This is a genomic window from Kordiimonas sp. (assembly GCF_048260245.1).
In the GTDB taxonomy this organism is placed as follows: domain Bacteria; phylum Pseudomonadota; class Alphaproteobacteria; order Sphingomonadales; family Kordiimonadaceae; genus Kordiimonas.
The window spans coordinates 1-25,149 of sequence record NZ_JBLXGZ010000014.1; the positions used below are offsets into that span (position 1 = coordinate 1).

At 57.1% G+C, this 25,149-nt stretch carries 27 protein-coding genes; 15 read left to right on the forward strand and 12 right to left on the reverse strand.

All coding sequences use genetic code 11. The features are described 5' to 3' along the window. On the reverse strand, positions 1 to 577 hold a 577-nt coding region (locus ACN0VM_RS09160; RefSeq protein ID WP_417450572.1), incomplete at its 3' end, for a serine dehydratase beta chain. 188 nt (positions 578 to 765) lie between these two features. Continuing rightward, entirely contained in the window at positions 766 to 2,202 is a 1,437-nt protein-coding gene (locus ACN0VM_RS09165) for a helix-turn-helix domain-containing protein (RefSeq protein ID WP_417450573.1), read from the reverse strand. 165 nt (positions 2,203 to 2,367) lie between these two features. Here ACN0VM_RS09165 and aceB point away from each other — a divergent pair, with 165 nt between their 5' ends. From aceB to ACN0VM_RS09195, 6 genes are all read left to right on the forward strand, one after another. Then, positions 2,368 to 3,978 (forward strand): malate synthase A, encoded by a 1,611-nt coding sequence (aceB, locus tag ACN0VM_RS09170; protein WP_417450574.1) that lies wholly within the window; start codon positions 2,368 to 2,370, stop codon positions 3,976 to 3,978. Positions 3,979 to 4,054: 76 nt separating this feature from the next. Then, a complete protein-coding gene (gene aceA / locus ACN0VM_RS09175) occupies positions 4,055 to 5,338 on the forward strand; it encodes an isocitrate lyase (protein ID WP_417450575.1) in 1,284 nt (427 codons plus the stop codon). A 137-nt stretch (positions 5,339 to 5,475) separates the two neighbouring features. Then, positions 5,476 to 5,796: a 2Fe-2S iron-sulfur cluster-binding protein gene (locus ACN0VM_RS09180; protein WP_417450576.1), complete on the forward strand. Its 321-nt coding sequence runs from the start codon at positions 5,476 to 5,478 to the stop codon at positions 5,794 to 5,796. A gap of 30 nt (positions 5,797 to 5,826) precedes the next feature. After that, positions 5,827 to 7,215, forward strand: a complete 1,389-nt coding sequence (locus tag ACN0VM_RS09185; RefSeq protein WP_417450642.1) for a leucyl aminopeptidase family protein — start codon at positions 5,827 to 5,829, stop codon at positions 7,213 to 7,215. A 98-nt stretch (positions 7,216 to 7,313) separates the two neighbouring features. Beyond that, on the forward strand, positions 7,314 to 7,655 hold the full coding sequence (locus ACN0VM_RS09190) for a MarR family transcriptional regulator (RefSeq protein WP_417450643.1): 342 nt from the start codon (positions 7,314 to 7,316) through the stop codon (positions 7,653 to 7,655). Next, positions 7,648 to 8,517, forward strand: coding sequence for an NlpC/P60 family protein (locus ACN0VM_RS09195; RefSeq protein ID WP_417450577.1), 870 nt, complete (start codon positions 7,648 to 7,650; stop codon positions 8,515 to 8,517). Before ACN0VM_RS09190 ends, ACN0VM_RS09195 begins: the two co-directional genes overlap by 8 nt. A gap of 76 nt (positions 8,518 to 8,593) precedes the next feature. On the opposite strand, the gene ACN0VM_RS09200 is transcribed toward ACN0VM_RS09195, so the two are convergent. Beyond that, positions 8,594 to 9,211: a c-type cytochrome gene (locus tag ACN0VM_RS09200; RefSeq protein ID WP_417450578.1), complete on the reverse strand. Its 618-nt coding sequence runs from the start codon at positions 9,209 to 9,211 to the stop codon at positions 8,594 to 8,596. Positions 9,212 to 9,517: 306 nt separating this feature from the next. On the opposite strand from ACN0VM_RS09200, the gene ACN0VM_RS09205 reads away from it, so the two are divergent. After that, the gene (locus ACN0VM_RS09205; protein WP_417450579.1) at positions 9,518 to 10,390 is read left to right on the forward strand and encodes a prephenate dehydratase; all 873 of its coding nucleotides are present in this window, start codon (positions 9,518 to 9,520) and stop codon (positions 10,388 to 10,390) included. A gap of 11 nt (positions 10,391 to 10,401) precedes the next feature. After that, on the forward strand, positions 10,402 to 11,100 hold the full coding sequence (locus ACN0VM_RS09210) for an aspartate/glutamate racemase family protein (protein WP_417450580.1): 699 nt from the start codon (positions 10,402 to 10,404) through the stop codon (positions 11,098 to 11,100). Here the strand turns inward: ACN0VM_RS09210 and ACN0VM_RS09215 are convergent. From ACN0VM_RS09215 to ubiE, 9 genes are all read right to left on the reverse strand, one after another. After that, on the reverse strand, positions 11,097 to 11,498 hold the full coding sequence (locus tag ACN0VM_RS09215) for a hypothetical protein (RefSeq protein WP_417450581.1): 402 nt from the start codon (positions 11,496 to 11,498) through the stop codon (positions 11,097 to 11,099). The two genes, ACN0VM_RS09210 and ACN0VM_RS09215, sit on opposite strands and share 4 nt — an antisense overlap. A gap of 10 nt (positions 11,499 to 11,508) precedes the next feature. After that, a complete protein-coding gene (locus ACN0VM_RS09220; protein WP_417450582.1) occupies positions 11,509 to 11,751 on the reverse strand; it encodes a hypothetical protein in 243 nt (80 codons plus the stop codon). A gap of 136 nt (positions 11,752 to 11,887) precedes the next feature. After that, positions 11,888 to 12,298, reverse strand: a complete 411-nt coding sequence (locus ACN0VM_RS09225) for a DsrE family protein (RefSeq protein WP_417450583.1) — start codon at positions 12,296 to 12,298, stop codon at positions 11,888 to 11,890. 1 nt (position 12,299) lies between these two features. Continuing rightward, positions 12,300 to 13,064 carry a HesA/MoeB/ThiF family protein gene (locus ACN0VM_RS09230; protein WP_417450584.1) on the reverse strand — a complete coding sequence of 255 codons (765 nt, stop codon included), beginning with the start codon at positions 13,062 to 13,064 and terminating at the stop codon, positions 12,300 to 12,302. Positions 13,065 to 13,066: 2 nt separating this feature from the next. Continuing rightward, the gene (dut, locus tag ACN0VM_RS09235) at positions 13,067 to 13,531 is read right to left on the reverse strand and encodes a dUTP diphosphatase (protein ID WP_417450585.1); all 465 of its coding nucleotides are present in this window, start codon (positions 13,529 to 13,531) and stop codon (positions 13,067 to 13,069) included. Positions 13,532 to 13,551: 20 nt separating this feature from the next. Then, a complete protein-coding gene (gene coaBC, locus ACN0VM_RS09240) occupies positions 13,552 to 14,754 on the reverse strand; it encodes a bifunctional phosphopantothenoylcysteine decarboxylase/phosphopantothenate--cysteine ligase CoaBC (RefSeq protein ID WP_417450586.1) in 1,203 nt (400 codons plus the stop codon). 149 nt (positions 14,755 to 14,903) lie between these two features. Next, the gene (locus tag ACN0VM_RS09245) at positions 14,904 to 15,299 is read right to left on the reverse strand and encodes a DoxX family protein (protein WP_417450587.1); all 396 of its coding nucleotides are present in this window, start codon (positions 15,297 to 15,299) and stop codon (positions 14,904 to 14,906) included. Between the two features lie 61 nt (positions 15,300 to 15,360). After that, positions 15,361 to 16,890 (reverse strand): 2-polyprenylphenol 6-hydroxylase, encoded by a 1,530-nt coding sequence (ubiB, locus tag ACN0VM_RS09250; RefSeq protein WP_417450588.1) that lies wholly within the window; start codon positions 16,888 to 16,890, stop codon positions 15,361 to 15,363. Between the two features lie 9 nt (positions 16,891 to 16,899). After that, entirely contained in the window at positions 16,900 to 17,682 is a 783-nt protein-coding gene (gene ubiE / locus ACN0VM_RS09255) for a bifunctional demethylmenaquinone methyltransferase/2-methoxy-6-polyprenyl-1,4-benzoquinol methylase UbiE (RefSeq protein WP_417450589.1), read from the reverse strand. A 119-nt stretch (positions 17,683 to 17,801) separates the two neighbouring features. On the opposite strand from ubiE, the gene mutM reads away from it, so the two are divergent. From mutM to recF, 7 genes are all read left to right on the forward strand, one after another. Then, positions 17,802 to 18,638: a bifunctional DNA-formamidopyrimidine glycosylase/DNA-(apurinic or apyrimidinic site) lyase gene (gene mutM, locus ACN0VM_RS09260; protein WP_417450590.1), complete on the forward strand. Its 837-nt coding sequence runs from the start codon at positions 17,802 to 17,804 to the stop codon at positions 18,636 to 18,638. Positions 18,639 to 18,714: 76 nt separating this feature from the next. After that, positions 18,715 to 19,044 carry a hypothetical protein gene (locus ACN0VM_RS09265; protein ID WP_417450591.1) on the forward strand — a complete coding sequence of 110 codons (330 nt, stop codon included), beginning with the start codon at positions 18,715 to 18,717 and terminating at the stop codon, positions 19,042 to 19,044. Between the two features lie 104 nt (positions 19,045 to 19,148). Beyond that, positions 19,149 to 19,925 (forward strand): enoyl-CoA hydratase, encoded by a 777-nt coding sequence (locus tag ACN0VM_RS09270; RefSeq protein ID WP_417450592.1) that lies wholly within the window; start codon positions 19,149 to 19,151, stop codon positions 19,923 to 19,925. Between the two features lie 215 nt (positions 19,926 to 20,140). After that, positions 20,141 to 20,404 (forward strand): 30S ribosomal protein S20, encoded by a 264-nt coding sequence (rpsT, locus tag ACN0VM_RS09275; protein ID WP_417450593.1) that lies wholly within the window; start codon positions 20,141 to 20,143, stop codon positions 20,402 to 20,404. 583 nt (positions 20,405 to 20,987) lie between these two features. Further along, positions 20,988 to 22,385: a chromosomal replication initiator protein DnaA gene (gene dnaA / locus ACN0VM_RS09280; RefSeq protein WP_417450594.1), complete on the forward strand. Its 1,398-nt coding sequence runs from the start codon at positions 20,988 to 20,990 to the stop codon at positions 22,383 to 22,385. Positions 22,386 to 22,708: 323 nt separating this feature from the next. Next, entirely contained in the window at positions 22,709 to 23,824 is a 1,116-nt protein-coding gene (gene dnaN, locus ACN0VM_RS09285; protein WP_417450595.1) for a DNA polymerase III subunit beta, read from the forward strand. Between the two features lie 105 nt (positions 23,825 to 23,929). After that, the gene (gene recF, locus ACN0VM_RS09290) at positions 23,930 to 25,132 is read left to right on the forward strand and encodes a DNA replication/repair protein RecF (RefSeq protein ID WP_417450596.1); all 1,203 of its coding nucleotides are present in this window, start codon (positions 23,930 to 23,932) and stop codon (positions 25,130 to 25,132) included. Positions 25,133 to 25,149: the final 17 nt, after the last annotated feature.

Consider the following 25,149-nt stretch of genomic DNA (forward strand, 5'->3'; position numbering starts at 1 on the left):
AGATCGGCTTGCCGGTTTTGGTGCAATGTTCCAGAAGCTCCGCACCGCTTTTAAACGGGTAAGGCAGCTTCACCTTTTCCTCGATGAATTTGTCCTTCTTGGCTTCCTTTTCGTGCACAATGAAGCCGCCGCCGATGGAATAATAGATCGCACGGGAAAGCTCATCACCGTCCGCGCCGTAAGCCCAGAATTCCATGCCGTTAGGGTGAAACGGCAACTGTTCGCGCGGCAGAAGCTGAAGGTCAGTGTCTTCCTCGAACTTTACAGCCTTTTTACCCATGAGCTTGACGGTTTTGGTCTCTCGCGCGTCCTTGATGATGGATGGGATATTTTCCACATCCACTTCACGCGGGCATTCACCCAGCAAGCCAAGGATGACCGCACCGTCAGAACCGTGACCACGCCCTGTAGCCCCAAGCGAACCATAAAGCTTGGTGACCAGCCGCTCGGTGTTGTCGAGAAGGCCGTCCTCGTCCAGTTTCTCGACAAATTCACGCGCCGCTTTCATCGGCCCCACGGTGTGGGAACTCGACGGCCCGATGCCGATATTGAAGAGATCAAGAACACTTGTACTCATGGTCGTTTTAGCCCTTACGGAATGCTGTTGTTCGCTCGCGGCACACGCTACGTGTGACGCCGCATTTTGGCAACGCCAAATGGCGAAATTATGAGCAACATTATTTCAAAGATCGAATTAACTACAGAAAACAGCCGAAAAATCGTGAAATATTATTACTCAATGCCAAAACATTGTATCTGTCAGCGTTATTCCTGCGTGAAGCGGTAGGCAGAAATGCCGCGTGAGCGTTCATCAAGCACCAGATTACGCGTGAGCGGCGGATTGGCGCGCTGCGGGCAGGCCGGGCGTTCACACAGGCGGCAATTTGGGCCCACGGGCGTGGCGTCCAATGTCTCAAGATCATGACCTTTGGAATAGATCAGGTCGCGCGCGTGAGCGATGTCGCAACCAAGGCCTATGGCGAGTTGCTGGTCTGGCTGGCCGTAGACCGCCCCCACCCGCCTGACCGTGCGTGCAATGGAAAAATATGTCGTCTCATCCGGCATCTGAATGATCTGTGTGGCGATTTTGCCAGAGTTCGAGAAAGTATCGTGCACGTTCCACAAAGGGCAGGTGCCGCCAAAGCGCGAGAAATGAAAACGCCCGGCCGAAAAACGTTTGGAGACATTGCCCGCCTTGTCGACCCGAATGAAAAAGAAGGGCACACCACGTTCGCCGGGCCGCTGGAGCGTTGTCAGCCGGTGGCATACCTGCTCAAAGCTTGTGCCGAAGCGGCGACCCAGGTGTTCAATATCATACTTGAGCGCCTTGGCCGTGGTCAGAAAGCGGCCATAGGGCATGAGGAGCGCACCTGCAAAATAATTGGCGAGGCTAATACGCACCAGCCGCCGTCCTTCTTCAGTTTGCCAACTGTGCGTGTCGCCAAGCCGGTGGATCATCGGCCGAAACTCAAGCATGCCAAGCTGGAACGCCAACTGGAACACGCGCGCAGGCGCATCCAGCATCTCGCTGATCAGCAGTTGCCGCCGGTGCAAATCGAAGTGGCGCAGCGTTTCCGGCATCACCTCATGGGGCATGACCCGTACACGGATGCCGTGCTCTTCATCCAGCCTGCCCGAAAGCACCATGAAGGCGTCCTCCCGGTTAAGACCCAGTTCGTCGTGCAACACTTCGGCGGCTTCATCAAGTTCGGGGAAATAGTTTTTGCGGTCGTGGATATAGTCCCGCACTTCATCCACCGGGAAGGTTGCCTCAACCTCACCACCCTCGCGTTCAGCGAACTGGCTGGATATTTCCTTCGCGTTTTGCCGGGCCTGCTCAAATGACTTGTAAAGAAGTGTAAAAGCCTCAACTGCCTTCGGGGCCGCGTCCGCCATATCCTGCATTTCGCTGCGCGCGAGGCCAATGCCTTTGAACATCGGGTCGGCCAGCACCTCGGAAAGGTCTGCAAAGGCCCGGGCTTCATCGGTGCCGGCAAACGCCGTTAGCTCAATATCATATACCTCGGCAAGACGTAGTAAAAATTGTGCGGAAACAGGGCGTTGGTTGCGCTCCACCAGATTGAGATAACTGGTGGAGAAACCAAGCTCCGATGCCATTTGTGACTGGCTAAGCCCCAGTTCACGCCTGAGACGCCTTATGCGCGGCCCGGCAAAAATCTTCTTCGTTGCTGTCTCAACCATAGCTTAATCCGAATATTTACAAACTTTACATATCAACATTTTGACATTTACAAAAGCATACAACAGAACACTTTTTGTATCAATTGTTGTTTGAAGTCCCGAAATAATGTGAAATATGAATGCTGCTGAACGCAATAAAGTTACTTGTTTTGGGAAGGACAGACCATGTCAGCAGCGACAAAACTACAGGCGGATACACCGTCGCTTGAGATCATTGGCCACATGAACGAGGGCTATGAAACCATCCTCAGCGAAGGCGCACTTGCATTTGTGGCTGACCTTGAAAGCCGGTTTGGCACGCGCCGCAAGGCCCTGATGCAGGCCCGCATGGAACGCCAGAAACGTTTCGATGCTGGCGAACTGCCCGACTTCCTGCCCGAGACAAAAGCCATTCGCGAAGACAACTGGAAAATCCTTGGCACGCCTGATGACCTTCAGGATCGCCGGGTTGAGATCACAGGCCCTGTTGACCGCAAGATGATGATCAATGCTTTCAACTCCGGCGCCAATGTCTTCATGACCGATTTTGAAGACGCCAGCGCGCCCGTTTGGGAAAACATGATCGACGGGCAAATCAACCTTTATGATTACGCTCGCGGCCAGCTTGCCTTCACTGACCCCAAATCCGGCAAAGACTATGCCATGGGTGAAAAGACGGCCGTGCTCAAGGTTCGCCCACGCGGCTGGCACATGACCGAGGCTCATGCGATGCTGAACGGAGAAGCTGTCTCTGCGTCACTGTTCGACTTTGGGCTTTATATTTACCACAGCGCTCAGGAATTGCTGAAACGCGGCACCGGCCCCTACTTCTATCTGCCAAAGATGGAAAGCCATAAGGAAGCCGCGCTGTGGGATGATGTATTCACCTTCACGGAAAAAGAGCTTGGTCTCAAACATGGTACCATCAAGGTAACCGTGCTGATCGAGACCATTACCGCCGCTTTTGAAATGGATGAAATCCTGTTTGCCCTGAAGGACCACATTGTTGGTCTGAACTGCGGTCGTTGGGATTATATCTTCAGCTACATCAAGCGTATCGGCAAAAATCCGGATTACCTGCTGCCGGACCGCGCGCAGGTGACCATGGGCAGCGCCTTCCTCAAGGCCTACTCGCTGCTGCTTATCCGCACCTGTCACCGCCGTGGTGCACACGCTATGGGCGGCATGGCGGCGCAAATTCCGGTCAAGGGCGACGAAGCCGCCAACAAGGCCGCGTTCGAGAAGGTACGCGCAGACAAGGACCGGGAGGCCAGTTTCGGCCATGACGGCACCTGGGTAGCGCACCCGGCGCTCGTACCGGTGGCTAAAGAGGTTTTCGACCGCCTTATGCCGCACCAGAACCAGATTCACCGCACCCGCCTGGACATCGAGATCAGCCAGAAAGACCTGCTGGAGCCACACGAGGGTGAACGCACCGAGGCAGGCTTGCGCGAAAACATCCGCGTCGGCATCCAGTATATTGCGGCCTGGCTGCAGGGCCGCGGCGCCGTACCGCTCTATAACCTGATGGAAGACGCGGCCACAGCCGAGATCAGCCGCACCCAGATATGGCAACAGCTGAAGCTGAAAGCCACGCTGAGCGACGGCCGCACCGTCACAGATCATCTGGTCCGTGACCTCTATGACGACGAGATGAAGAAACTGACCAAGTCCTTAGGCCAGGACCTTGTCGAGGACAGCCGGCTGGCTGACGCCGGTCGGCTGTTCCTCGACCTTGTTTTCAAGCATGAGCTTGAGGAGTTCCTCACCACCCCGGCCTACGAGTTGATCAAATAGCCAAACCGACATGCCAATACACACGAAAGACATTGTCCCAGCCGCCCCGGGACAGCCATGAAGAAGGAGAGTACCCATGAGTAAGACATTTGAAGACCTGATCCCGAACACCCCGAAAGACCGCTACAAGTACATTGAGCGCAACTATACGCCCGCCGATGTTGAACGTCTGCGCGGTAGCCTGAAGATCGACTACACGCTGGCTGATCACGGGTCACGCAAACTGTGGGACCTCCTCAATACCGAAGATTATGTGCATTCGCTCGGCGCCATGACCGGCAACCAGGCCATGCAGATGGTGCGCGCTGGCCTGAAGGCTATTTATCTTTCCGGTTGGCAGGTAGCTGCCGACAGTAACACCGCTTCCGCCATGTACCCGGACCAGAGCCTGTACCCTGCGAATGCAGCACCAGAGCTTGCCCGCCGCATCAACCGCACACTGCAGCGTGCCGACCAGATCGAACACGCCGAAGGCGGTGCCAAGCGTGACTGGTTCGCGCCGATCGTGGCCGACGCCGAAGCTGGTTTTGGCGGCAAGCTGAACTCGTTTGAGATCATGAAAGCTTTCATCGAGGCTGGTGTTGCCGGTGTTCACTTTGAAGACCAACTGGCAGCTGAGAAAAAATGTGGTCACCTCGGCGGCAAGGTTCTGATCCCGACACAACAGCATGAGCAAAACCTGCAGGCCGCCCGCCTCGCGGCTGATATCTGCGGCGTGCCGTCGATCATCATCGCGCGTACCGACGCCGAATCAGCCAAGCTGATCACGTCCGACATCGACGAGCGCGACCACGCCTTTATCCAGAAGGACAAAGGCCGCACCTCGGAAGGCTTCTTCCACCTTGATGCTGGTGTTGACCACTGTATCGCCCGCGGTCTCGCGTTTGCAAAACACGCTGACCTGCTGTGGTGGGAAACATCCACACCGAACCTTGATGACGCGAAGAAATTTGCCGAAGCCATCCAGAAGGAATTCCCCGGCAAGATGATGGCTTACAACTGTTCACCGTCCTTCAACTGGGAAGCCAATCTGGACAAGGAAACCATCGCCAAGTACCAGCGCGAGCTCGGCGCCATGGGCTACAAATATCAGTTCGTGACCCTGGCTGGCTTCCACAGCCTCAACCACGGCATGTTCCAACTGGCAACTGGCTACCGCGACCGCGGCATGGCGGCGTACTCAGAGTTGCAGCAAGCCGAGTTCGGCGCGGAGAAAGACGGTTACACAGCGACACGTCACCAGCGCGAAGTTGGCACCGGGTATTTTGACGCTGTTGCACAAGCCATCACCGGCGGCACCGCATCAACCACAGCCATGGGTGAATCGACCGAAACCGCCCAGTTTAAAGCTGCTGAATAAAGTTTGTCCCTCACACCTGTCCACTATAACGGGTGTAATCTGGCCGATCCCAACCGGGATCGGCCCTTTTTTATTGCCCACAAAGTGCTATATGGAAACAAACCAAGGGCCAACGTTGAACTGAACAGGAATTACATATGGTAAAAGTGTCTGTGACCAACCTCGCGGGTCAGACCCGGATGATCGAAGCGGAAGAAGGCCTTTCGCTGATGGAGAACATCCGCAACAATGATTTTGACGATCTGGCGGCCATCTGTGGCGGCTGCTGCAGTTGCTGCACCTGCCATGTATATGTGGAAGGTGACAAATTCACCGATCTGCCTGCCATGGAAGATGACGAGCAATATCTTCTGGAAGATAGCGAACATTACCGTGACGGTGCATCGCGCCTCTCATGCCAGATTGAGGTGGACGGCTCAATGGACGGCCTCGCCGTCACCATCGCGCCGGAAGCTTGAACCCTACAAATTCTCAATCAGGAGCAGACAATAATGTCAGCGTCAGATCTTCTCTCCATTGGTGAAAAACCAAACGCCATCCCGCTCCGGCTCATAGGCCCCAGCGAGCTAGGCACACTTGGGGAGAAGGAACGCGCCTGGGCCAAGGCCATGCGCTTTGAAGCTGATGCAGGCAAGTTCCTGATTGTACCAGGCGACGCCGGAGCAGCACTGTTGGTGCTTGTTGGCACAGGGGACGCGACCATCACCCCGTGGACCTTGGCCGAAGCTGCAGCCGCGCTCACGGAAGGTGATTATCGCCTTGAAAACGCATCGCCGGAAAATGCCGGTCTTTTGGCGGTTGGCTGGTGCCTCGCGCAGTATCGCTTTGGGCGCTACCTCCAAGACACTGAGGCCCAGCCGCGCAGCCTTATCCTGCCTGAAGGCACGCCTGCCGCCCAAGCCGCAGCGTTCGCCGACGCATCCGCCATGGTGCGCGACCTTGTAAATACCCCGGCAGAAGACATGGGACCCGCGCACTTGCAGGATATCGCCGAGGGACTGGCCGAAGAATTTGGCGGCAGTTGCAAAACCATCGTCGGTGACGACTTACTGGACGAAAATTTCCCCGCCATCCATGCTGTTGGCCGCGCCGCCACCGAAGGGCGGGAGCCACGAATCATTGACCTTAACTGGGGTGATGAAGGGCCGAAACTGACCCTTGTTGGCAAAGGCGTGTGTTTTGATACCGGCGGCCTCGATCTCAAGCCCGCGTCCGGCATGCTGATCATGAAAAAAGACATGGGAGGCGCCGCTCATGCGCTTGCGTTTGCGCGCCTGATTATGTCGACCGGCCTTAAAGTTCAGCTTCGCCTGCTGATACCGGCCGTTGAAAATGCGGTAGACGGTAACGCCTATCGCCCCGGCGACGTGGTGATGACCCGCAAGGGTCTGAGTGTGGAGATTGGCAACACCGACGCCGAAGGCCGTGTTGTACTGTGCGATGCGCTGGCGCTGGCAGGCGAGGACACGCCAGACCTGCTGATGGATTTCGCCACACTTACGGGTGCAGCACGCGTAGCGCTTGGTCCTGACCTGCCAGCCACTTACAGCAATAATGATGCGCTTTGGACCGCGCTGGAAACACAGGCCAGGACAGCGCAAGACCCGCTGTGGCGTATGCCACTATGGAGCCCCTATGACACCATGCTCAAAAGCGACATCGCTGATCTCAACAACACAGCGGAAGGGCCTTTCGGTGGCTCAATCACCGCGGCGCTATACCTGCAACGTTTTGTGGACAGCGCAACACCCTGGGCGCACTTTGATGTCTATTCCTGGTGCCCAAGTGCAAAACCGGGACGGCCCAAGGGCGGCGAGGCTCAAGGCCTGCGAGCCTGTTTTGGTGCCGTCAAAAAATTCTTGGCGCTTGACGATTAAGCCAACAGAGGGCAGTCTTTTACGCAAGCCCGTGTAGCGTTTTCGGGGATCATTCCGGCAAAGGAACGGAAACAGTGGCCGAGAAAACCAACCCTCGTATGTTGAAAATCTGGCACACAGCCAACCTCAACGGTGTGCGCTCCGATGAGCCGGATTTGACAATGCGGCAAATGACCCTCCTGCTCACCGTCTACATGACCAAAGATCCACACACCGTGCGCGGTCTGGCCGCCAAGATGAATGTCACCAAACCGGTGATCACTCGTGCGCTTGATACATTAGGCCGTATAGGGCTTGTCAAACGCAAACGGGATGAGAAGGATCGCCGTAACGTGCTGGTGCAACGCACAGTGAAAGGGGCGGTGTACCTGAGCGAGGTATCTGACCGCATTCTTGCCGCCGAGAAAATCGTCGATCAGAACGAAGGCGATTATGAGTGACCTCCTGCATGCCTTTGGCCTGCCACCGCTTCATGATCCTGAGCGGATCATTGAAGGGGACAAGAATCTAACACATGCCAGCCGCATTGACGGCATCACCGGCCGCCCGATAACCCCGCTAAAGTCTGGGCCCGACACCGCGTCAGAGACCCTGAGCGAGGCGCTGTATGGGGAGCCCGTACAGCTGATAACTGAAGCTCCGGGCTGGTGGCATATCGTCTCTATCATTGATGGCTATATGGGCTGGGTTTCAGAAAGCGCCATCGCAGACTATGAGTTTTTGCCAACCCACAGAGTTACAGCACCCCTGACACATGTCTACTCAGAGCCCGACCTCAAGTCTGAGCCTGAGTTGATTTTGCCCATGGGTGCGTTCGTGAGCCTGCCGGGACTGGAAGAAAACGGCTTTGCTGAAACCGCACTTGAGGGCTGGATTTATAAAAAACACCTTACCCCGGTTGGCAGCGCCGACCCCGCCGAAGCCCCTGTCTCCATCGCTGAACAGTTTATCGGCTCCCCCTACCTTTGGGGTGGACGCTCCAAACTGGGCATCGATTGCTCCGGCCTTGTGCAGGTCTCGCTAGCGCACGCTGGCTTTCGGGTATTGCGCGACACCGGCCCTCAGTTCCGCAGCTTGGGCCGTTTGCTTGGCCCTGAGGAAAAACCGGTGCGGGGAGACCTCGCGTTTTTCCCCGGGCATGTCGGCTGGATGATTGACGGCGTGCACCTGCTGCACGCCAACGCAACGCACATGTCTGTCACCATTGATCCGGTAAGTGAGGTTACCTGTTGGGTGCAGAAGGATCTTGAGCGCAAAGGGAAGACAACCCCGCCCTTCAGCGGTTTCCGGCGTCTGGATTAAGCATGGCAGGACAGGCATAAAAAAACGGCGCACCCGCTGAGGTGCACCGTCTCTGCTCCCTTGAGAGAAGCAATATCTATTGCTGAACTTCCTCAACAACCTCCGCTGCGGCGTCCACGGCACTGTCCACAGCGTCAGTCACAGCATCAACGACCGTATCTTCAGCCACAACCTCAGGCAGCGCCGGGGGGTTGTCATGGAAGGTACGCAAGTAAGCGATCAGATCAGCACGCTGATCTTCCTTGCGGATACCGGCAAAAGCCATGGACGTACCCGGGAAAGTGTTTTTCGGGCTTGCGAGCCACTGATCCAGCGCCTCATAGGTCCAGACACCATCCTGGCCGGAGAGCGCACCGGAGTAACCAAAGCCGTCAACGCCACCAATCCCGCGACCGATCACACCGTAAAGGTGCGGACCGGTACCATCTTTGCCACCTTTTTCGACAGTGTGGCAGCTTTTACATTTGGCGAACTGACGCGCGCCTTTACCAGCATCTGCGCTCTGCAGCAGTTCGGCCAGCGACGGGCCTTCTTCAACCACTTGTTCAGCGGCATCATCGGACGCCACTTCAATGGTGAACGCCGGCTTCTTGTGTTCTTCATGAAACACGCCTTCCGACACCATTGAAATAACCATGATCAACAGTGCGGACGAAAGGATGGCCGCAAAAACTTTATTCGATTCTAAGGACACAGGCTCTTCTCCTTGCAGGCGAGCAATCCGGATAACAATGGCCCACCCCCTGATAACCCTGACAGACGCAGACCGGTAATTCGGGCGGACAATAGCCGCTCACATGACTGATTTTCAAGTCGTCATTTGCATGATTTTCACTTCTAGCGGCAAAAAACAGCATTTTTTTGCTCTCATATCCATGAGGCATATGCGCGCAGGGGTATCTGAATGGCTTTTATGTCACTTCGCGCGTTGACTTGCCCCGTCGCCATTGGCACAAGGTTTGTTCATTTATTTCAAAAATCGTTCGATGAGTAAAATATCATGACAGGGCAAAAAAAACGCTCAGGCGGCGATTCCGCCAATACGATCTCCTTTCAGGGTGAACTGGGTGCATATTCCCACATGGCGTGTGTAGCCAAATTTCCCCATATGGACGTGTTGCCCTGCCCAAGCTTCGAAGACGCCATGGCCGCCGTTCAAAGCGGCGCTGCCCGCCTCGCGATGATCCCGATCGAAAATTCAACTGCAGGCCGGGTCGCGGACATCCATATCCTGCTGCCCGACAGCGGCCTGCATATTGTGGGAGAACATTTTGAAGCCATCCGCCACTGCCTGCTGTGCAGCCCAAACGCTAGTGAAGAAACGCTGAAACGCGTAACAAGCCATGTGCAGGCCATTGGCCAGTGCCGCAAAAACCTGCGCGCCATGGGGCTTGAGCGTATCCCGTTTGCCGATACGGCCGGGTCCGCAAAACATGTCGCAGAAGCCGCCGACCCCACCCTGGGCGCTATCGCAAGCGAACTGGCGGCGGAGGTATATGGCCTCAGGATATTGCGCAAAAACTATCAGGACGAAGGCAACAACACGACGCGGTTTGTAGTGCTGTCGCAAGATGCCACCACCGCCACAGACTACGATGAAGCTGTCATGACGAGTTTCACCTTCGAGGTGCGCAACATCCCGGCAGCACTTTATAAGGCGTTGGGTGGTTTTGCCACCAACAGCGTCAACATGACCAAACTTGAAAGTTATTACGAATCGGACAGCTTCACCGCGACAGAGTTCTACGCCGACATTGAAGGCCACGAAGGCATGGAGAATGTCGCCCGCGCAATGGATGAGCTGCGATTTCATACAAAACGGGTGCGCATGCTGGGCACCTATCCGCAGGAGCGCAAACGCGGCGTGTGTTGAGGAGAGGCGGCATGAAAACCATTGGCCTTCTGGGCGGCATGAGCTGGGAATCGACCACGCTTTATTACCGCCTGCTCAATGAGGGCGTGAAAGCGGCATTAGGCGGTTTGCACAGCGCTGATATCCTGATGCACAGTGTCGACTTCGCCGTCATCGCCGAGTTGCAGAACGCGAACCAGTGGGAGGAAGCCGGTACACTTCTGGCAAAAGCAGCAAAAGGCTTGGAGCGTGCCGGGGCCGATTTTATGCTGATCGGCACCAATACCATGCATATCGTGGCACCGCAGATCGCAGACGCCATTCGCATACCGCTGCTTCATATCGCGGACGCCACCGCTGACGCTATTAAACCCAAGGGCATCAAAAAAGTCGGCCTGCTCGCAACGCGTTTCACGATGGAGAAAGACTTTTACAAAGGCCACCTGCAGGATCATCATGGTATCGAGACCATCGTCCCGGACGCGGAAGACCGCACAACCGTGCACCGTATTATTTACGAAGAACTGTGCCTTGGCCACTTAAGCAGCCAGTCGCGCGATACCTATGTGCAGATCATCGACAAGCTCGCCCAGGCCGGCGCAGAATGTATCATCCTTGGCTGTACCGAGATCGGTCTGCTGGTTGACGAGCGGCATACCACCGTCCCACTCCTTGATACCGCGAGCTTGCATGCTGAAGCAGCGGTGAAGCTGGCAACCGCTCAGATTTAAGCGGCCTTCAGCGCGATAGCCTTGTCTGGCATCACATAGGATTGCCGCGCATGGTCACTGTCGAGCGTCTCGCGCGTGTAATAATCGTCAAGCACGGAAGGTTTACCAAGCAGGTCTGCATTGGCGGCGATAAACACGTCAAAGTCATCGCATGCGTGTTTGTGGCGGCGTTCGTTGATGATCATGAGATACGCCCAGGTGATGGTTTCATGATAGAGACCGTCCAGTTCATGCCTGCGCGCCCAGCTTTTCAACCGCGCTGCGAAGCGCTCAATCGCCTCCGTCAGCGGGAAACGCCCCACATAGATCCACCCCAGGCGCACATGGACCCGGTGGCTGAAAGCCTCACGCGGCAGCGCTCCGCTCTCGAAAGCGCGAAAAAGGTCAAGGTCATTCATCGTTTTCCCCTTACTCTGAGAGATTGTGGCTCATGGTCGCATCAAGCTCACATCCATAAACGACCTTCAACGTCGCAATTTTGGACCGCGTCTCATCGGAAAACACCGGGCTTTTGCCATCAAAGGCATGCAGCACAATACCCTCCAGCAAGTCTCCCAGCGACATATCGAGATATTCCGCAGTGCCCTTCAGCACCTTTACAAGCCGCTTTTCCATACGGACCCCTGTCTGGATTCTCTCAATCTTTGTCATAGTTACACCGTGGCCGTTGAATATATTACCTATGTACCATGGTAACTTTCTGGTGACAAGGATATGAGGTTTTTGAGGCGCAGGCCATGTGCTGCGTAAACACGAATAAACCGCCAGATAAATGCCGAAGCTAAAGTCAAAAGGTCAGCCAGTCGCCGCCTTCACCCTTCTCGATCATCTCGGCGAGGCCACCGATTTCCACATGCGGGCGCGTGATGAGTGTGCCAGGGTCGATGTCATGTTCCCTGAGCGCGCTGTCACAGGCGACAAACCGCACATTCAGCGCGGCGATGCCGTCCAGCAACACGGCACTATCCGCCACGCCGCGAGCCTCAAGCGCCGCGTCCATCTCTGGCGCGGGTTCACCGTCCGATGTCTGCATGGCTTGCCAGCCAGCCCGGGTCAGGAACCGAGCGGCACTTTTCGAGAAAAAGAAGGTCACTGGTCGCCCCATCGCCGCCGCTGTTGCGCCGGTCATCAGCGCCATATGGATACGCTCTGCTGCACCAGAGATCACTAACAGGGTCATTGGCCGCTTAGCTGGCATGTTACCTTCCCTCGCCACAGGCACGGCATTTTGGGTCCTTTGGCAGGCCTATCTTGCGGGTGGTCATGTCAAGTGTGTCCACCAGCAAGATCTTTCCCGCCAGGCTTTCACCTACCCCGGTGATTTCCTTCAGCACCTCAAGCGCCTGCATGGTACCCAGCATACCGGCCACCGCACCCAATATGCCAAAGTCAGCACAGGTGCCCGCTTCCCGCTCAGGCGGCGCTTCGGGCAGGAAACAGCGGTAACACGGCAAACCCTCGCCCGCATGAGGCTTGAAGGTCGCCACCTGTCCCTCATAGGGACCAAGCGCTGCGGAGACGAGCGTCTTTTCAAGCGCAACACAGCCATCACTGACAATCAGCCGGGTTTTGAAATTATCACAGCCGTCAGCCACAAGGTCGTAATCCGCGATGATCTGCCGGGCGTTGGCAAGCGTGATACGGTGCTGATATACTTTAACATTCACATCAGGGTTTAGCGCGCGAATCGCCTCAGCGGCGCTTTCCACCTTTGCCTTGCCGATATTCTCGGTGGTGTGGATGACTTGCCGCTGCAGGTTCGACAGCTCCACCACATCGTCGTCAATGATGCCAATGGTGCCCACACCCGCCGCCGCCAGATACATCAGCATCGGCGCGCCAAGCCCACCTGCGCCCACGACCAGCACCTTTGAACCAAGTAGCTTCGCCTGCCCCGTTCCACCAACCTCCTTGAGGATGATATGCCGCGCGTAACGTTCAAGCTGTTCGTCGGTAAAATCCATAATTACTTTATACCGGTGGAACCAAAACCGCCTGCGCCGCGAGCGGTCTCGTCAAGGGTGTCAACCTCTACCCAAGTGCCTTGTGTGACAGGCGCAATGATCATCTGCGCGATGCGCATGCCGCGCTCAATGGTGAACGGCTCATTCGACAGGTTCACCAGAATAACCTTCACTTCACCGCGATAGTCGGCGTCAATGGTGCCCGGTGTATTGAGAACCGAGATACCATTCTTGGCCGCAAGGCCTGAGCGCGGCCGCACCTGAGCCTCATACCCCGCCGGGAGTGCCATGGCGAGGCCGGTGGGCACCATGGTGCGCTCTAGCGGGCCAAGGGTCACGGCCTCACCCTCGCCGAGCGCTGCATAAAGGTCCATGCCTGCACTTTGTTCTGTTTCATACTTCGGCAGCTTGAGGTCGGCCCCGTGCGGCAGCCTCACCACATTGATCGCCACTTTTGCACTGGTCATATGTTTGTTTTCCCTGAAATCTAGTCTTTGAGTTTGTCGGCGATGCGGGCTGCGAGGCGTTTGGCAACCTCAGCCTTGTCGAGGCGCGGCCAACTCTCACAGCCGCTTTCTTCAATGATATGAATCTCGTTTGTCTCTCCGCCCATGGCACCGCCGGTCGCGGAGACATCATTGGCGACAATCATGTCACAGCCCTTGCGCGCGCGCTTGGCTGTGGCGTAGTCGACAACATTTTCGGTTTCCGCGGCGAAGCCAACCACAAGGCGCGGCCGACCATTTTTCATGGATGCCAGGCCCTTCAGGATATCCGGGTTTTCCGTCAGGCTGAGGGCGGGCAGACCGTCCTTTGATTTCTTGAGCTTCTGATCCGTGCTGTTGCTGGCGCGCCAGTCCGCGACGGCGGCAACACATACTGCGGCGTCGGCTGGCAGGGCAGCCTTGACGGCGGCCTCCATTTCAAGCGCAGTCTCAACGTCCACACGGTCAACCCCAAGAGGGGTGGGACGCTCAACAGGGCCAGTCACAAGCGTCACCTTGGCGCCCAGATTTGCCAGCGCACCTGCAAGCGCAAAACCCTGCTTGCCGCTGGAACGGTTGGCGATATAGCGCACGGGGTCAATCGGTTCATGTGTCGGGCCAGCCGTGACCACGACATGCTTGCCCGAAAGCGGCCCGCTGCCACGTTTGAAAAAAGCCTCAACAGCGTTAACGATGTCCATCACGTCAGCAAGTCGGCCCGAGCCAACCTCGCCGCACGCCAGAAGCCCGGCATCAGGCCCCACCATCATCACGCCATCTTCGCCAAGCTGGCGCACATTGCGCCGCACAGCCGCATGGTCCCACATCTGCGCGTTCATTGCAGGGGCAACCAGAACCGGCTTGTCGGTGGCAAGCAAGATGGTCGCCGCAAGATCATTGGCGAGCCCGCCCGCCATTTTGGCCATCAGGTCAGCGGTCGCGGGGGCAATAACAATAAGGTCGGCTTCGCGGCTGAGGCGGATATGCCCCATCTCGGCTTCGTCCTTGAGGGAAAAGAGATCCGTGTAACACGGGTCACCCGTCAGGCTGGCGACCGACAGCGGTGTGATAAATTCCTGCCCGCCTGAGGTCAGCACACCGCGCACGCTTGCGCCGCGCTCCATCAGGCGCCGCGCCAGGTCAAGCGCCTTATAGGCCGCAACTCCGCCGCCGATGATCAGCAATATGCGTTTGTTTGCCAGCATCACGCTTCTCTCATCCCGTTAAACTTGCCCCAGACATATAGGGTTCTTTCGCCGGGCCCGCAATCTTTGAGGCAAACAACCATACGAAAAGAGCGCCCCGGCAGAACCGTCAAGCGCCCTTCACTAAACCCAAAACCCGTATGCGAGAATCAGACAGCAGCAGACTTTTTAGCGTCAAGGCTGTATTGCCCGGCGCCGGCGGCCATTAACACCAGAAAACCACCAGCCATGCCAAAGTTTTTCATGAACATGCCCATTTGCATCTGGTCGGCGAAATTGGCGTGAAACATAATGGCGGTCAAACCGCAAAAGCCTGCGAGCAAAAACGCAACAATGCGTGTTTGAAAGCCAACAAGAATAGCAAGCCCTGCGATCAACTCAAACAGCGCGGCAGGCCAGAACAGGAAGCTAGGGATGCCCTGCGCTTCCATATATTGCATGGTACCTGACGGATCACCCATGATTTTGCCAAAGCCTGCCAGCACAAAGATAAGCGCCAGCAGAACACGGCCCAAAAGATGTGCATAAGGTGTCAATTTTTCCATGGTTCCCTCCCCTAATGGAAGAAACCAGTGTCGCCTAAAACGGGAAAATCCACAAGCAGACTTAAAGTGCGAGGATTTTGAGGATAGCTGCGCCAACAACCAGCCCTAGCGCGAACGGGAAAAGGCTTGATTTCTGCCCAACCTGTGGCGCGGGCTCAGGCATCGCCACCACCGGCACTTCATCATCGCTCAGCCAGCGCTCAAGCTTTGCGGGCAGACGGTCCAGAAGGCGCGGCAGGTTGTTGATGGCGTCAGCAAAGCGGGCTTCAGGCGACAGATTGCCCCTGATCCAGCGCTCGATCACCGGTTCGGATATCTGCCACATATTAGCGCGCGGGTTGAGATGCAGGGCCATGCCTTCCGCCATCACCATCGTGCGCTGCAGCAAAAGAAGCTGCGGCTGCGTCTGCATCGAAAAACGTTCAGTGGTGGCAAAAAGCTGTGCCAGAAGCTGGCCTGCGGAAATTTCTTCGACTGGTAGATCCATAATCGGGTCAGCGATCGAGCGCATCGCCTGCGCAAACTCTTCAAGGCTCTGGTCCTTCGATACATAGCCCGCATCAAAGTGGATCTGCGCCACCCTTTGGTAATCCCGTCGGATAAAGCCATACAGTATCTCGGCCAAAAACCGGCGTTCCGGTTTTGACAGGCGGCCCATAATGCCAAAGTCGATGGCAACAATGGTGCCGTCTGCCTGCACAATCAGGTTTCCCTGGTGCAGGTCGGCATGGAAAAACCCGTCCCTCAGCGCTTGTGTGAGGAATACTTGCACAACACGGGCCCCAAGGGCAGTCAGGTCATGCCCGGCGGCTTCAAGTGCTGCACTGTCTGCCAGACGCACACCCTCCACCCATTCAAGTGTCAGCACACTTCTGGTCGTGTGGTCCCACTCGATTTTCGGCAAGCGGTAGCCACTTTCGCTGGCCATATTTTCCTTAAGCTCAGCCGCTGCCGCCGCTTCAAGGCGCAGGTCCATCTCCCTGAGCACCGTCTCGCGCACCTTTGCCACAACCTTGGTAAGGCGCAGGCGTTGTGCCTCCCGCACATGACGTTCAGCCAAGTCGGCCAGCCATTCAAAAAGCCTGAGATCACGGGTGAAACGCGCCACCACATCGGGGCGCAATACCTTAACCGCAACAGGCAACCCCGCCGTCGTTACCGCCTTATGGACCTGCGCGATGGAAGCCGCCGCCACTGGTTTCTCTTCAAACGCGCTGTAATGGTCTGTCAGGCTGCCGCCCAGTTCACGCTCAATTGTTTCTTTTGCCTTGGCAAAGGGAAACGGCGGCAAGCGGTCCTGCAGGGTAGTGAGGCCTTCGGCCAGTGGCCGTCCCACAAGGTCCGGTCGGGTCGCGAGCGTTTGCCCGAGCTTGATGTAAGCGGGACCCATGCCGGCAAGCGCAAGGGCGAGCCGCTCGCCATCCGCACCCGGCAACCCGCGCCGACGCGGGATATAAAAAGTCAGCGCCCGCAGAAGCTTCGGCGCCCAGGCTGGTACCAGCTCAATGCTGGCGAGCGCGCGAATGGCACCGTAGCGCCTCAGCCCGGTTGCCAGCAGATATAGCTGTATGAGATAGCGAAGCGTAAGCACGCGCGGCCCCTATATACGTGTACCACTGTGGATGGCAACCACCCCAGCCGACATGGTGCGGTAGCCGACACGGCTGAAACCCGCAGCCTTGATCATCTCAGCAAACCGGTTTGGCGTGGGGAAACGGCGGATAGATTCGACCAAATACTGGTAGCTGTCGGCGTCACCGGTGATCGCCTTGCCCATTTTGGGAATCATATTGAAGCTGTAGCTGTCATATGTGCTTTGCAGCACCGGCACCACTTGTGGGCTGAACTCAAGGCAGAAGAACTTCGCGCCCGGTTTCAGCACGCGGTAAGCTTCCACCAGCGCTTCCTCTATCCGGGTTACATTCCTGATCCCGAAAGCGATGGTATAGGCATCCTTGCTGCGGTCCTCGAACGGCAGCTTCTGCGCGTCCCCGCATACAAATTCAGCGCGGCCAGCATAGCCTTTATCCGAAGCGCGCTCACGGCCAACCCGCAACATCTCGGCATTGATGTCACATACCGTCACCTGTCCGCCTTCGCTGGCGTCCAGGAAGCGGAAAGCAATGTCGCCGGTGCCGCCCGCCACATCCAGCAGATGCATACCGGGACGCGGGTTGATGCTGTTGATGAGCGAGTTTTTCCACACCCGGTGCACGCCCATACTCATGGCGTCGTTCATGACGTCGTAGCGGTCGGCAACCGAATTGAACACCCCGCGCACCATGGACGCTTTTTCTTGTTCCCGCACGGTCTTGAACCCAAAGTGAGTAGTCGATTCGGTGGCGGCTGCGCCGGTTTTCTCGTCTTTGCTGCTTGACATCATGTCATCGGCCCTGTTGCTTGTGATGCGGCGATTTCGGCGGACCATAGCCCAGCAAGGGGCAGGATTGCCAGCGCCCTTTTATCTGTATGACTTTATGCCGCTGAGGGGAACGCGACAAAATGCCCGAATTGCCTGAGGTTGAAACGGTCCGGCGTGGCCTGTCGCCCGCCCTTGAAGGCGCGACGATCGCTGTGGCCACCGCACGGGTGTCCAAGCTCCGCTTCCCGATCCCTGAGGATTTCAGCGCACGGCTCACCGGTAACCGCATTGAGCGGCTCACACGGCGGTCCAAATATATCCTGATGGAATGCGCGGACGGCCTGATGGTGATTCTGCACCTTGGCATGTCGGGCCGGGTGACGATCCACAAGGCGGACGGCCTTCCGGTGGCGCCTGCAAAACACGACCATGTGGAATTGAAAACAGCAGACGGCACGCATGTTATATATAATGACGCACGGCGCTTCGGCCTGATCCTGTTCAGTGACCGGGAAACAATTGCAGATCATCCGCTGATCCGTGACATCGGCCCTGAACCGCTGGGGAACGAATTCAATGTGGATGTGCTCAACGCTGGGCTCATGAGACGCAAGTCCAGCATCAAGGCCGCTCTTCTGGATCAGAAGCTGGTGGCAGGGCTTGGTAATATATATGTCTGCGAAGCCCTGTGGCGCGCGGGAATTCACCCGTCTCGGCAAGCCCTTAGCGTGGCCGGTGACGGCGCGGCGCGCCTTGTCCCCATCATCCGAGACGTGCTGACAGAAGCAATAGCTGCCGGAGGTTCCACCTTGAAGGACTATGTTCAGGCCAGCGGCGAGCTTGGGTATTTCCAGCATAGTTTCAAGGCCTACGGTCGTGAAGGAGAAGCCTGTTCCACGCCCGATTGTGGTGGTACAATAGAGCGAATCGTCCAGCAGGGTCGCTCCAGCTTCTTTTGCAGCACCTGCCAAGAATGAACCATCCGGAGTGCCGAATTTGAGCAAAGAGTGTGCAAAAAAAGCCCTGATATGTGCCATATCTGTGCAGCTGTTCATGACTGGGCACCTTCACGCTGACGAGGATGTTTTCCTCGACGGTTTGCCCGATGTACCGCAGCTCGAAATGGTCACCGCCATCGAGGGGGAACCGGTTATCTTCGACACACCCGCCGGGACGGTGGCCGAGTATAGACTGCTTGTCTCAACCACCAGCGATGAGGCGATTGCCGCTTATAACTCTGCACTGACGGGGCTCGGCTGGGCCTGTACTGAAGCAGCGTATGTAATGACCTGCGCCCGCGAGGAGAATCGGCTGGTTTTCACACAAGCTGAAAATGAGGCCGACGACCACCGCATCATATTGCGCCTCGAGCCGGTGGAATGACCATATATGGCGGGCCCCGGCGTGCTTTATATAAAGGTCTTTTCAAACCGGCCCAAGAGCAGTAGGAGTCTCGACCAACGGTCAGATCAAGAAAAGGCTGATTAATGACTTTTGAAACGATTCTGCTCGACAAGCAGGAAGGGGTTGGACTGATTACATTCAACCGCCCCGATACGCTTAACGCGCTTAACAGCACTCTTTTGAGTGAGCTGGGTGAAGCGCTGCTGGCACTGGATGCAGACGAAGATGTGGGTGCGATTGTTGTCACCGGCAGCGAAAAAGCATTTGCAGCAGGTGCCGACATCAAGCAAATGGCGGAGCTGACATTCGCAGATGTGGCGAAAAGTGACCTGTTTGGTGGCATCAACGATGCATTTGCGCGGGTCCGCAAGCCGGTGATAGCAGCGGTATCGGGCTATGCGCTTGGTGGTGGTTGCGAAATCGCCATGGCGTGCGACTTTATCGTCGCGGCCGACACGGCAAAATTTGGCCAGCCCGAGATCAAGCTTGGGGTGATTCCCGGGATTGGTGGTTCCCAGCGCCTGACACGTCTTGTCGGCAAGTCAAAAGCGATGGACATGATGCTGACAGGCCGGATGATGGATGCCGAAGAAGCCGAACGCTCCGGCCTTATCAGCCGTATCGTGCCGGTGGATGATTTGCTCGACAAAGCAATGGAAATTGCGAGCGGTATCGCGGGACTTTCAGCACCAAGCGTTGCGCTTGCCAAGGAGGCCACCAACCGTGCGCTTGAGACCAGCCTGGCAGAAGGCCTGCTGTTTGAGCGCCGCGCCTTCCATTCGCTGTTCGCGACTGAAGATCAGAAAGAAGGCATGAACGCCTTTATCGAGAAACGCCAGCCGCAGTTCAAAAACTGCTGATGGTATGAGAGGCAGGGGTGAAGGCCAGCGATCCCTTAAGTTTTCTGGCCTTCAACTCTTGACGCCGCGTCAGAAGCGGTATATAGACCCGACCTCGAATTCATACGCGGTTGCCCAGAGTAGTTTGAGGCAGCCCGGACAAATAGAAGAAAGCAAGGACAGGAAGCGCCGGACGGTTTACGGGGCGCGGGGTCCGCAAAAGGTTAAAGAAGAAAATGGCAAATTCTGTTCAAGCCAAGAAACGCATTCGTCAAAACGAAACACGTCGTCTCGTTAACAAGTCGCGCGTCAGCCGCATCCGCACCTATGTGCGTAAGGTTGAAGAAGCCCTCGCCTCAGGCGACAAGGCAGCGGCTGGCGAAGCTCTCAAGAATGCACAGCCTGAAATCATGCGCGGTGTTACCAAAGGCGTCCTTCACAAGAAGACCGCTTCGCGCAAAGTTTCTCGTCTGTCCGCTCGCGTCAAGGCGCTTGCATAAGACACTCGCTTGAGGGGCGGCATGCTGCTTCCGATTCGCCGTCAGGCCAGCGATAAAAAGTTGAAAAGCTGCACTTATTTGGTGCAGCTTTTTTGTTGCCTGAATGTTCTGCGAACAAAGAGAGCACAGGATAGCGCCGGTTCCGGACCTGAATCAATATCTTGTAGCCGCCTATGACTCGCGCCATAGGGCTGTGAATTTAATTGCTGTCAAGCAATAGAATCGGTTGTGAGGGAGAGGGTGCAGCTGTACATTCCGTCCTTACGCGGTGGGCCGGTCGGGCGCCTTACCTTCTCACTAAGAGAGTAGCCCGAATGTGGTTCAGGCCCCAGGCAACGCTAGAGTTTGATGCGATAGTTATTGAGCTGGGATCACGCCACCGCCTTTGGAAATAGCAGATCGGGACATCCGTGCCCTCAGCTGGCGCAGCGCCCTTCTTTTGGTGGGCCAACTGCATTTTACCAGCATCGCCGCAAGTGTGTTTGCGGCACCGGGGAATGGTTGAACCAGCGTCGGGCAAGGCAAAATTGTGTTTGGTGTAAAGGGGGTTTATTGCCCGATGTCAGAGAGGGAGCAAGATACCATGGGGGCTACCGGGGGGGTTGCATCCACACTGAACCAGAACCTTGATCAATCACCATGGCCACGGGTCTGTGAGAAGTTCAAGAACGAGTTCGGCCAGCATGCGTTCACCACATGGCTTGGGCAATTGGGTTTCAATGGAATCGACGGCGGTACAGCTGAACTAACCGCACCGACAAAATTTGTGCGCGACTGGATCCAGCGGCACTATGCACCGCGTCTCAAGGATTTTTTCTCAGGCGAAGACCCGCGCGTGAAAGCGCTGACCATTCGTCTTGCCACCCGCGACGCGCAGGCAAACGGCACGCCAGCACCAATGCCCGCGGCGGCGGCGACCGACCCAGCAGACACCGGCATTGGCGCGCGCACCAGCGAAAGCTCTGCGCTTGACCCCAAATACACCTTTGACAGCTTTGTTGTCGGCAAATCGAACGAGTTGGCCTACGCCGCGGCCAAACGCATCTCCGAGGCGGGCGAGGTGGTTTTTAATCCGCTGTTTCTGCACGGCGGTGTTGGCCTTGGCAAAACCCACCTGATGCACGCCATCGCATGGGAAGTCCGCCGCAGCACACCTGAGAAACGCGTGGTTTATATCTCCGCCGAGAAGTTCATGTTCGAATTTATCGCCGCGCTGCGCTTCAAGGACACCCACGCTTTCAAACAGAAGTTCCGCTCCGTGGATCTTCTGATGGTTGACGATGTGCAGTTCATCGCCAACAAGGAAAGTACGCAGGAAGAATTTTTCCATACATTCAACGCACTGGTGGATAACCGCTGTCAGGTAGTGATTACCGCCGACCGGTCGCCGACCGACCTTGAAGGCATTCAGGAACGTATCATCAGCCGCCTTGGCTGGGGCCTGGTGGCTGACATTCACCCCACCGACTACGAGTTGAGGCTCGGCATCCTGCAGTCGAAGGCGGAGCAATCCAGGAACGTGATTGTCCCCGCCGAGGTGCTTGAGTTCCTCGCCCGCCGCATCACGTCGAACGTGCGGGAGCTGGAGGGCGCACTGAACCGTGTGATGGCCTATGCCACCCTTGTCGGCCGCCCCATCACCATGGACGTTACCCGCGACGTACTACAGGACCTTATCCGAGCCAATGACCGCAAGCTGACGATTGACGAGATCCAGCGCGCCGTGGCCGACTATTTTAACCTGCGATTGGCAGAGATGCTGTCTGAGCGCCGTGCACGCAACATCGCCCGGCCGCGCCAGATCGCCATGTATCTGTCCAAGCAGCTGACGAGCCGCAGCCTTCCCGAGATCGGACGACGCTTCGGCGGCCGTGACCATACAACGGTCATGCACGCGGTTCGCAAGGTCGAAGACCTGCGCCGTGACGACAGCCAGATGGACGACGATATCACCCGCCTCAGCCGCATGCTCGAGGGCTAGGAAACGCAGCCTCTCACACGGCGCAAAAGCGCTGGCGCGACTCGGCTGTTTTCCTTCGATTCCGCGACCCAAAAAAAAGCGCCTTTCTGGCGCTTTTTAGTTTGGTTTGAGCGCTAAAATCGCTATTGTTCCCTATAAATTAAATCCTCACGGCTTCGGGTGGTTATCACCCATCTTCAGGCTGGCAACTGGGAGGCGGTTGGCGGCAGGGAGCAAGCACCCCAAAAGGGGACGAGCGGTGAGGCGGGAGTGTCCGGCACGGGTCCATACTGGGGCAATACTATCCGGGGCCGGGAGAAACAGTCAGACAAGAAGAATTATCCATGAAAGTCACTATCGAGCGGAATTCCCTTCTCAAGACACTGAGCCACGTGCAATCAGTTGTCGAGCGCAGGAATACAATCCCCATCCTTTCAAACGTGATGATGGAAGCAGACGGCGACACGGTCTCCATGACAGCGACCGACCTTGATATCGCTATCGTCGAACGCACAAGCGCCAATGTGGCACAGGGCGGTGCCATCACCGTGCCGGCCCACACCCTGTTCGATATCGTGCGTAAATTACCTGACGGGTCAGAGGTTGAGCTGACCGCCGAAGACAATGACCGCCTGATCGTCAAGGCCGGCCGCTCACGCTTCACACTCGCCTGTCTCGACAAGGAAGATTTCCCGGTGATGAGCGAAGGCGACATGCCACACCGCTTTGAACTGGCGGCGGCTGAACTGAAGCGCCTTATTGACAAGGCCCGCTTCGCGATCTCGACCGAGGAAACCCGCTATTACCTGAACGGCATTTACCTGCATGTGGCCAACACCGAAGACGGTGCCACCCTGCGGGCTGTTGCGACCGATGGCCACCGACTTGCGCAAGTTGAGCAGGACGTGCCCGAAGGTGCCGCCGGCATGCCGGGCATCATCATTCCCCGTAAAACCGTGGGCGAAGTCCGCAAGCTGATCGATGAGTTTGACGGTGCCGTTCAAATTTCCCTGTCTGACACCAAGATCCGCTTCGCCTATGACGGCGCGGTTGTGACCTCAAAACTGATCGACGGTACCTTCCCGGACTATAGTCGTGTCATCCCCAAGGGGAATGACAAGATGCTGGAAATGGACTGCCGCCTGTTCGCGGAAGCCACCGACCGGGTGTCCACCATCAGTTCCGACAAGACACGCTCCGTCAAGCTGTCGATCGCGGAAGACACCCTCACGCTTTCCGTCAACAGCCCTGACAGTGGCACAGCGACGGAAGAACTGGCTGCATCCTATGGTTCTGATGCGCTGGAGATCGGTTTCAATAGCCGGTATCTGCTTGATATCCTCGCACAGGTCGAAGGCGAGACCGTACAGGTATTTCTTGCCGACCCGTCCGCACCGACCGTGCTGAAGGATATGGTTGACGAAGGTGCGCTTTACGTACTGATGCCGATGCGGGTCTGATCACAGGCTCCGTCTGCATGGTCGTGACACACCAGAAAATAAACAGGATGAGCATTCGCTTGAAACGCCACACCCCTTTTGCTGCCTTGCCAATGGTAATACGCCATGGCTGACGCAGTAAAAACCTGGGCTGAAATGCCCCGCCAGGGTGTATATGTTGAAAGCCTGATGCTCACCAACTTCCGCTCCTATACACGGGCCAGCGTGAAGCCGCAGGGGCAGTCGCCCATTGTGGTACTGACAGGTGAAAACGGAGCGGGGAAAACCAACGTGCTTGAGGCGCTGAGCTATCTGGCGCCGGGGCGGGGCCTGAGGCGCGCTACCCTTGACGACGTACTCAGGCAAGGCAGCACCAGCCCGTGGGCTGTGGCCGCGACGCTCGACCTCGCCGGCGAAAGCGTGAAGGTAGGCACCGGGCAGGATATCGGTGCCGGACAGGGCGACAGCGATACGGCAGGTACCAAACGCCTTGTGCGCATTGACGGCTTGGCGGCCGCCAACAGCAATGTTCTCGGTGACCGCTGGGCGGTTACTTGGCTGACGCCTCAGATGGACCGGCTGTTTACCGAAGGGCCAGCCTCGCGGCGGCGCTTCCTTGACCGGCTGGTGCTGGGGCTTTATGCCGACCACAGCCGTCAGGTTGGCGCTTATGAGCGTGTCATGCGCGAGCGCAACCGGCTGATGGGCGACAAGGGTACGCGCGCCGACCCAGCGTGGCTGAGTGCAATTGAAGCCCGCATGGCTGAGCATGCTGTGGCTGTTGCGACCGCAAGGCTTGATTACGCGGGCCAGCTGGCGGGCCAGCTAGCTGAAGCTGAGGACGGGCCGTTCCCGAAGGCGGAGTTGGCCATCGACGGCTGGATCGAGGGTTTACTGGCGGACGGCGTGGCCGCGGTGGAAGCTGAGGCCGCCTACCGCGACAAGCTTATGTCAGGCCGGGCGCGTGATATGGCCTCGGGCCGCACCCATGAGGGGGTACACAAGACCGACCTTGTGGTCACCCATGCGCCCAAGGCCATGCAGGCCGACTTGTGTTCTACCGGGGAGCAGAAAGCGCTCCTCATCGCGCTGGTGCTGGCAAATGCCAAGCTCCAGTCCGCCATTAAGGGGCAGGCGCCACTGATGCTCCTTGACGAGATTGTTGCGCACTTGGACGGGGACCGCCGTTCTGCGCTTTTTGATGCATTGGCCGCCCTTGGTGGCCAATGCTGGTTAACCGGCACCGACCGCAGCCTCTTTGAGGCGCTCAAAGGCCGGGCGGAATTTTTTGATGTGGCTGGCGGTGCGATCCAACCGTGCCACGGATAACAAGAATGAAGGGTCGA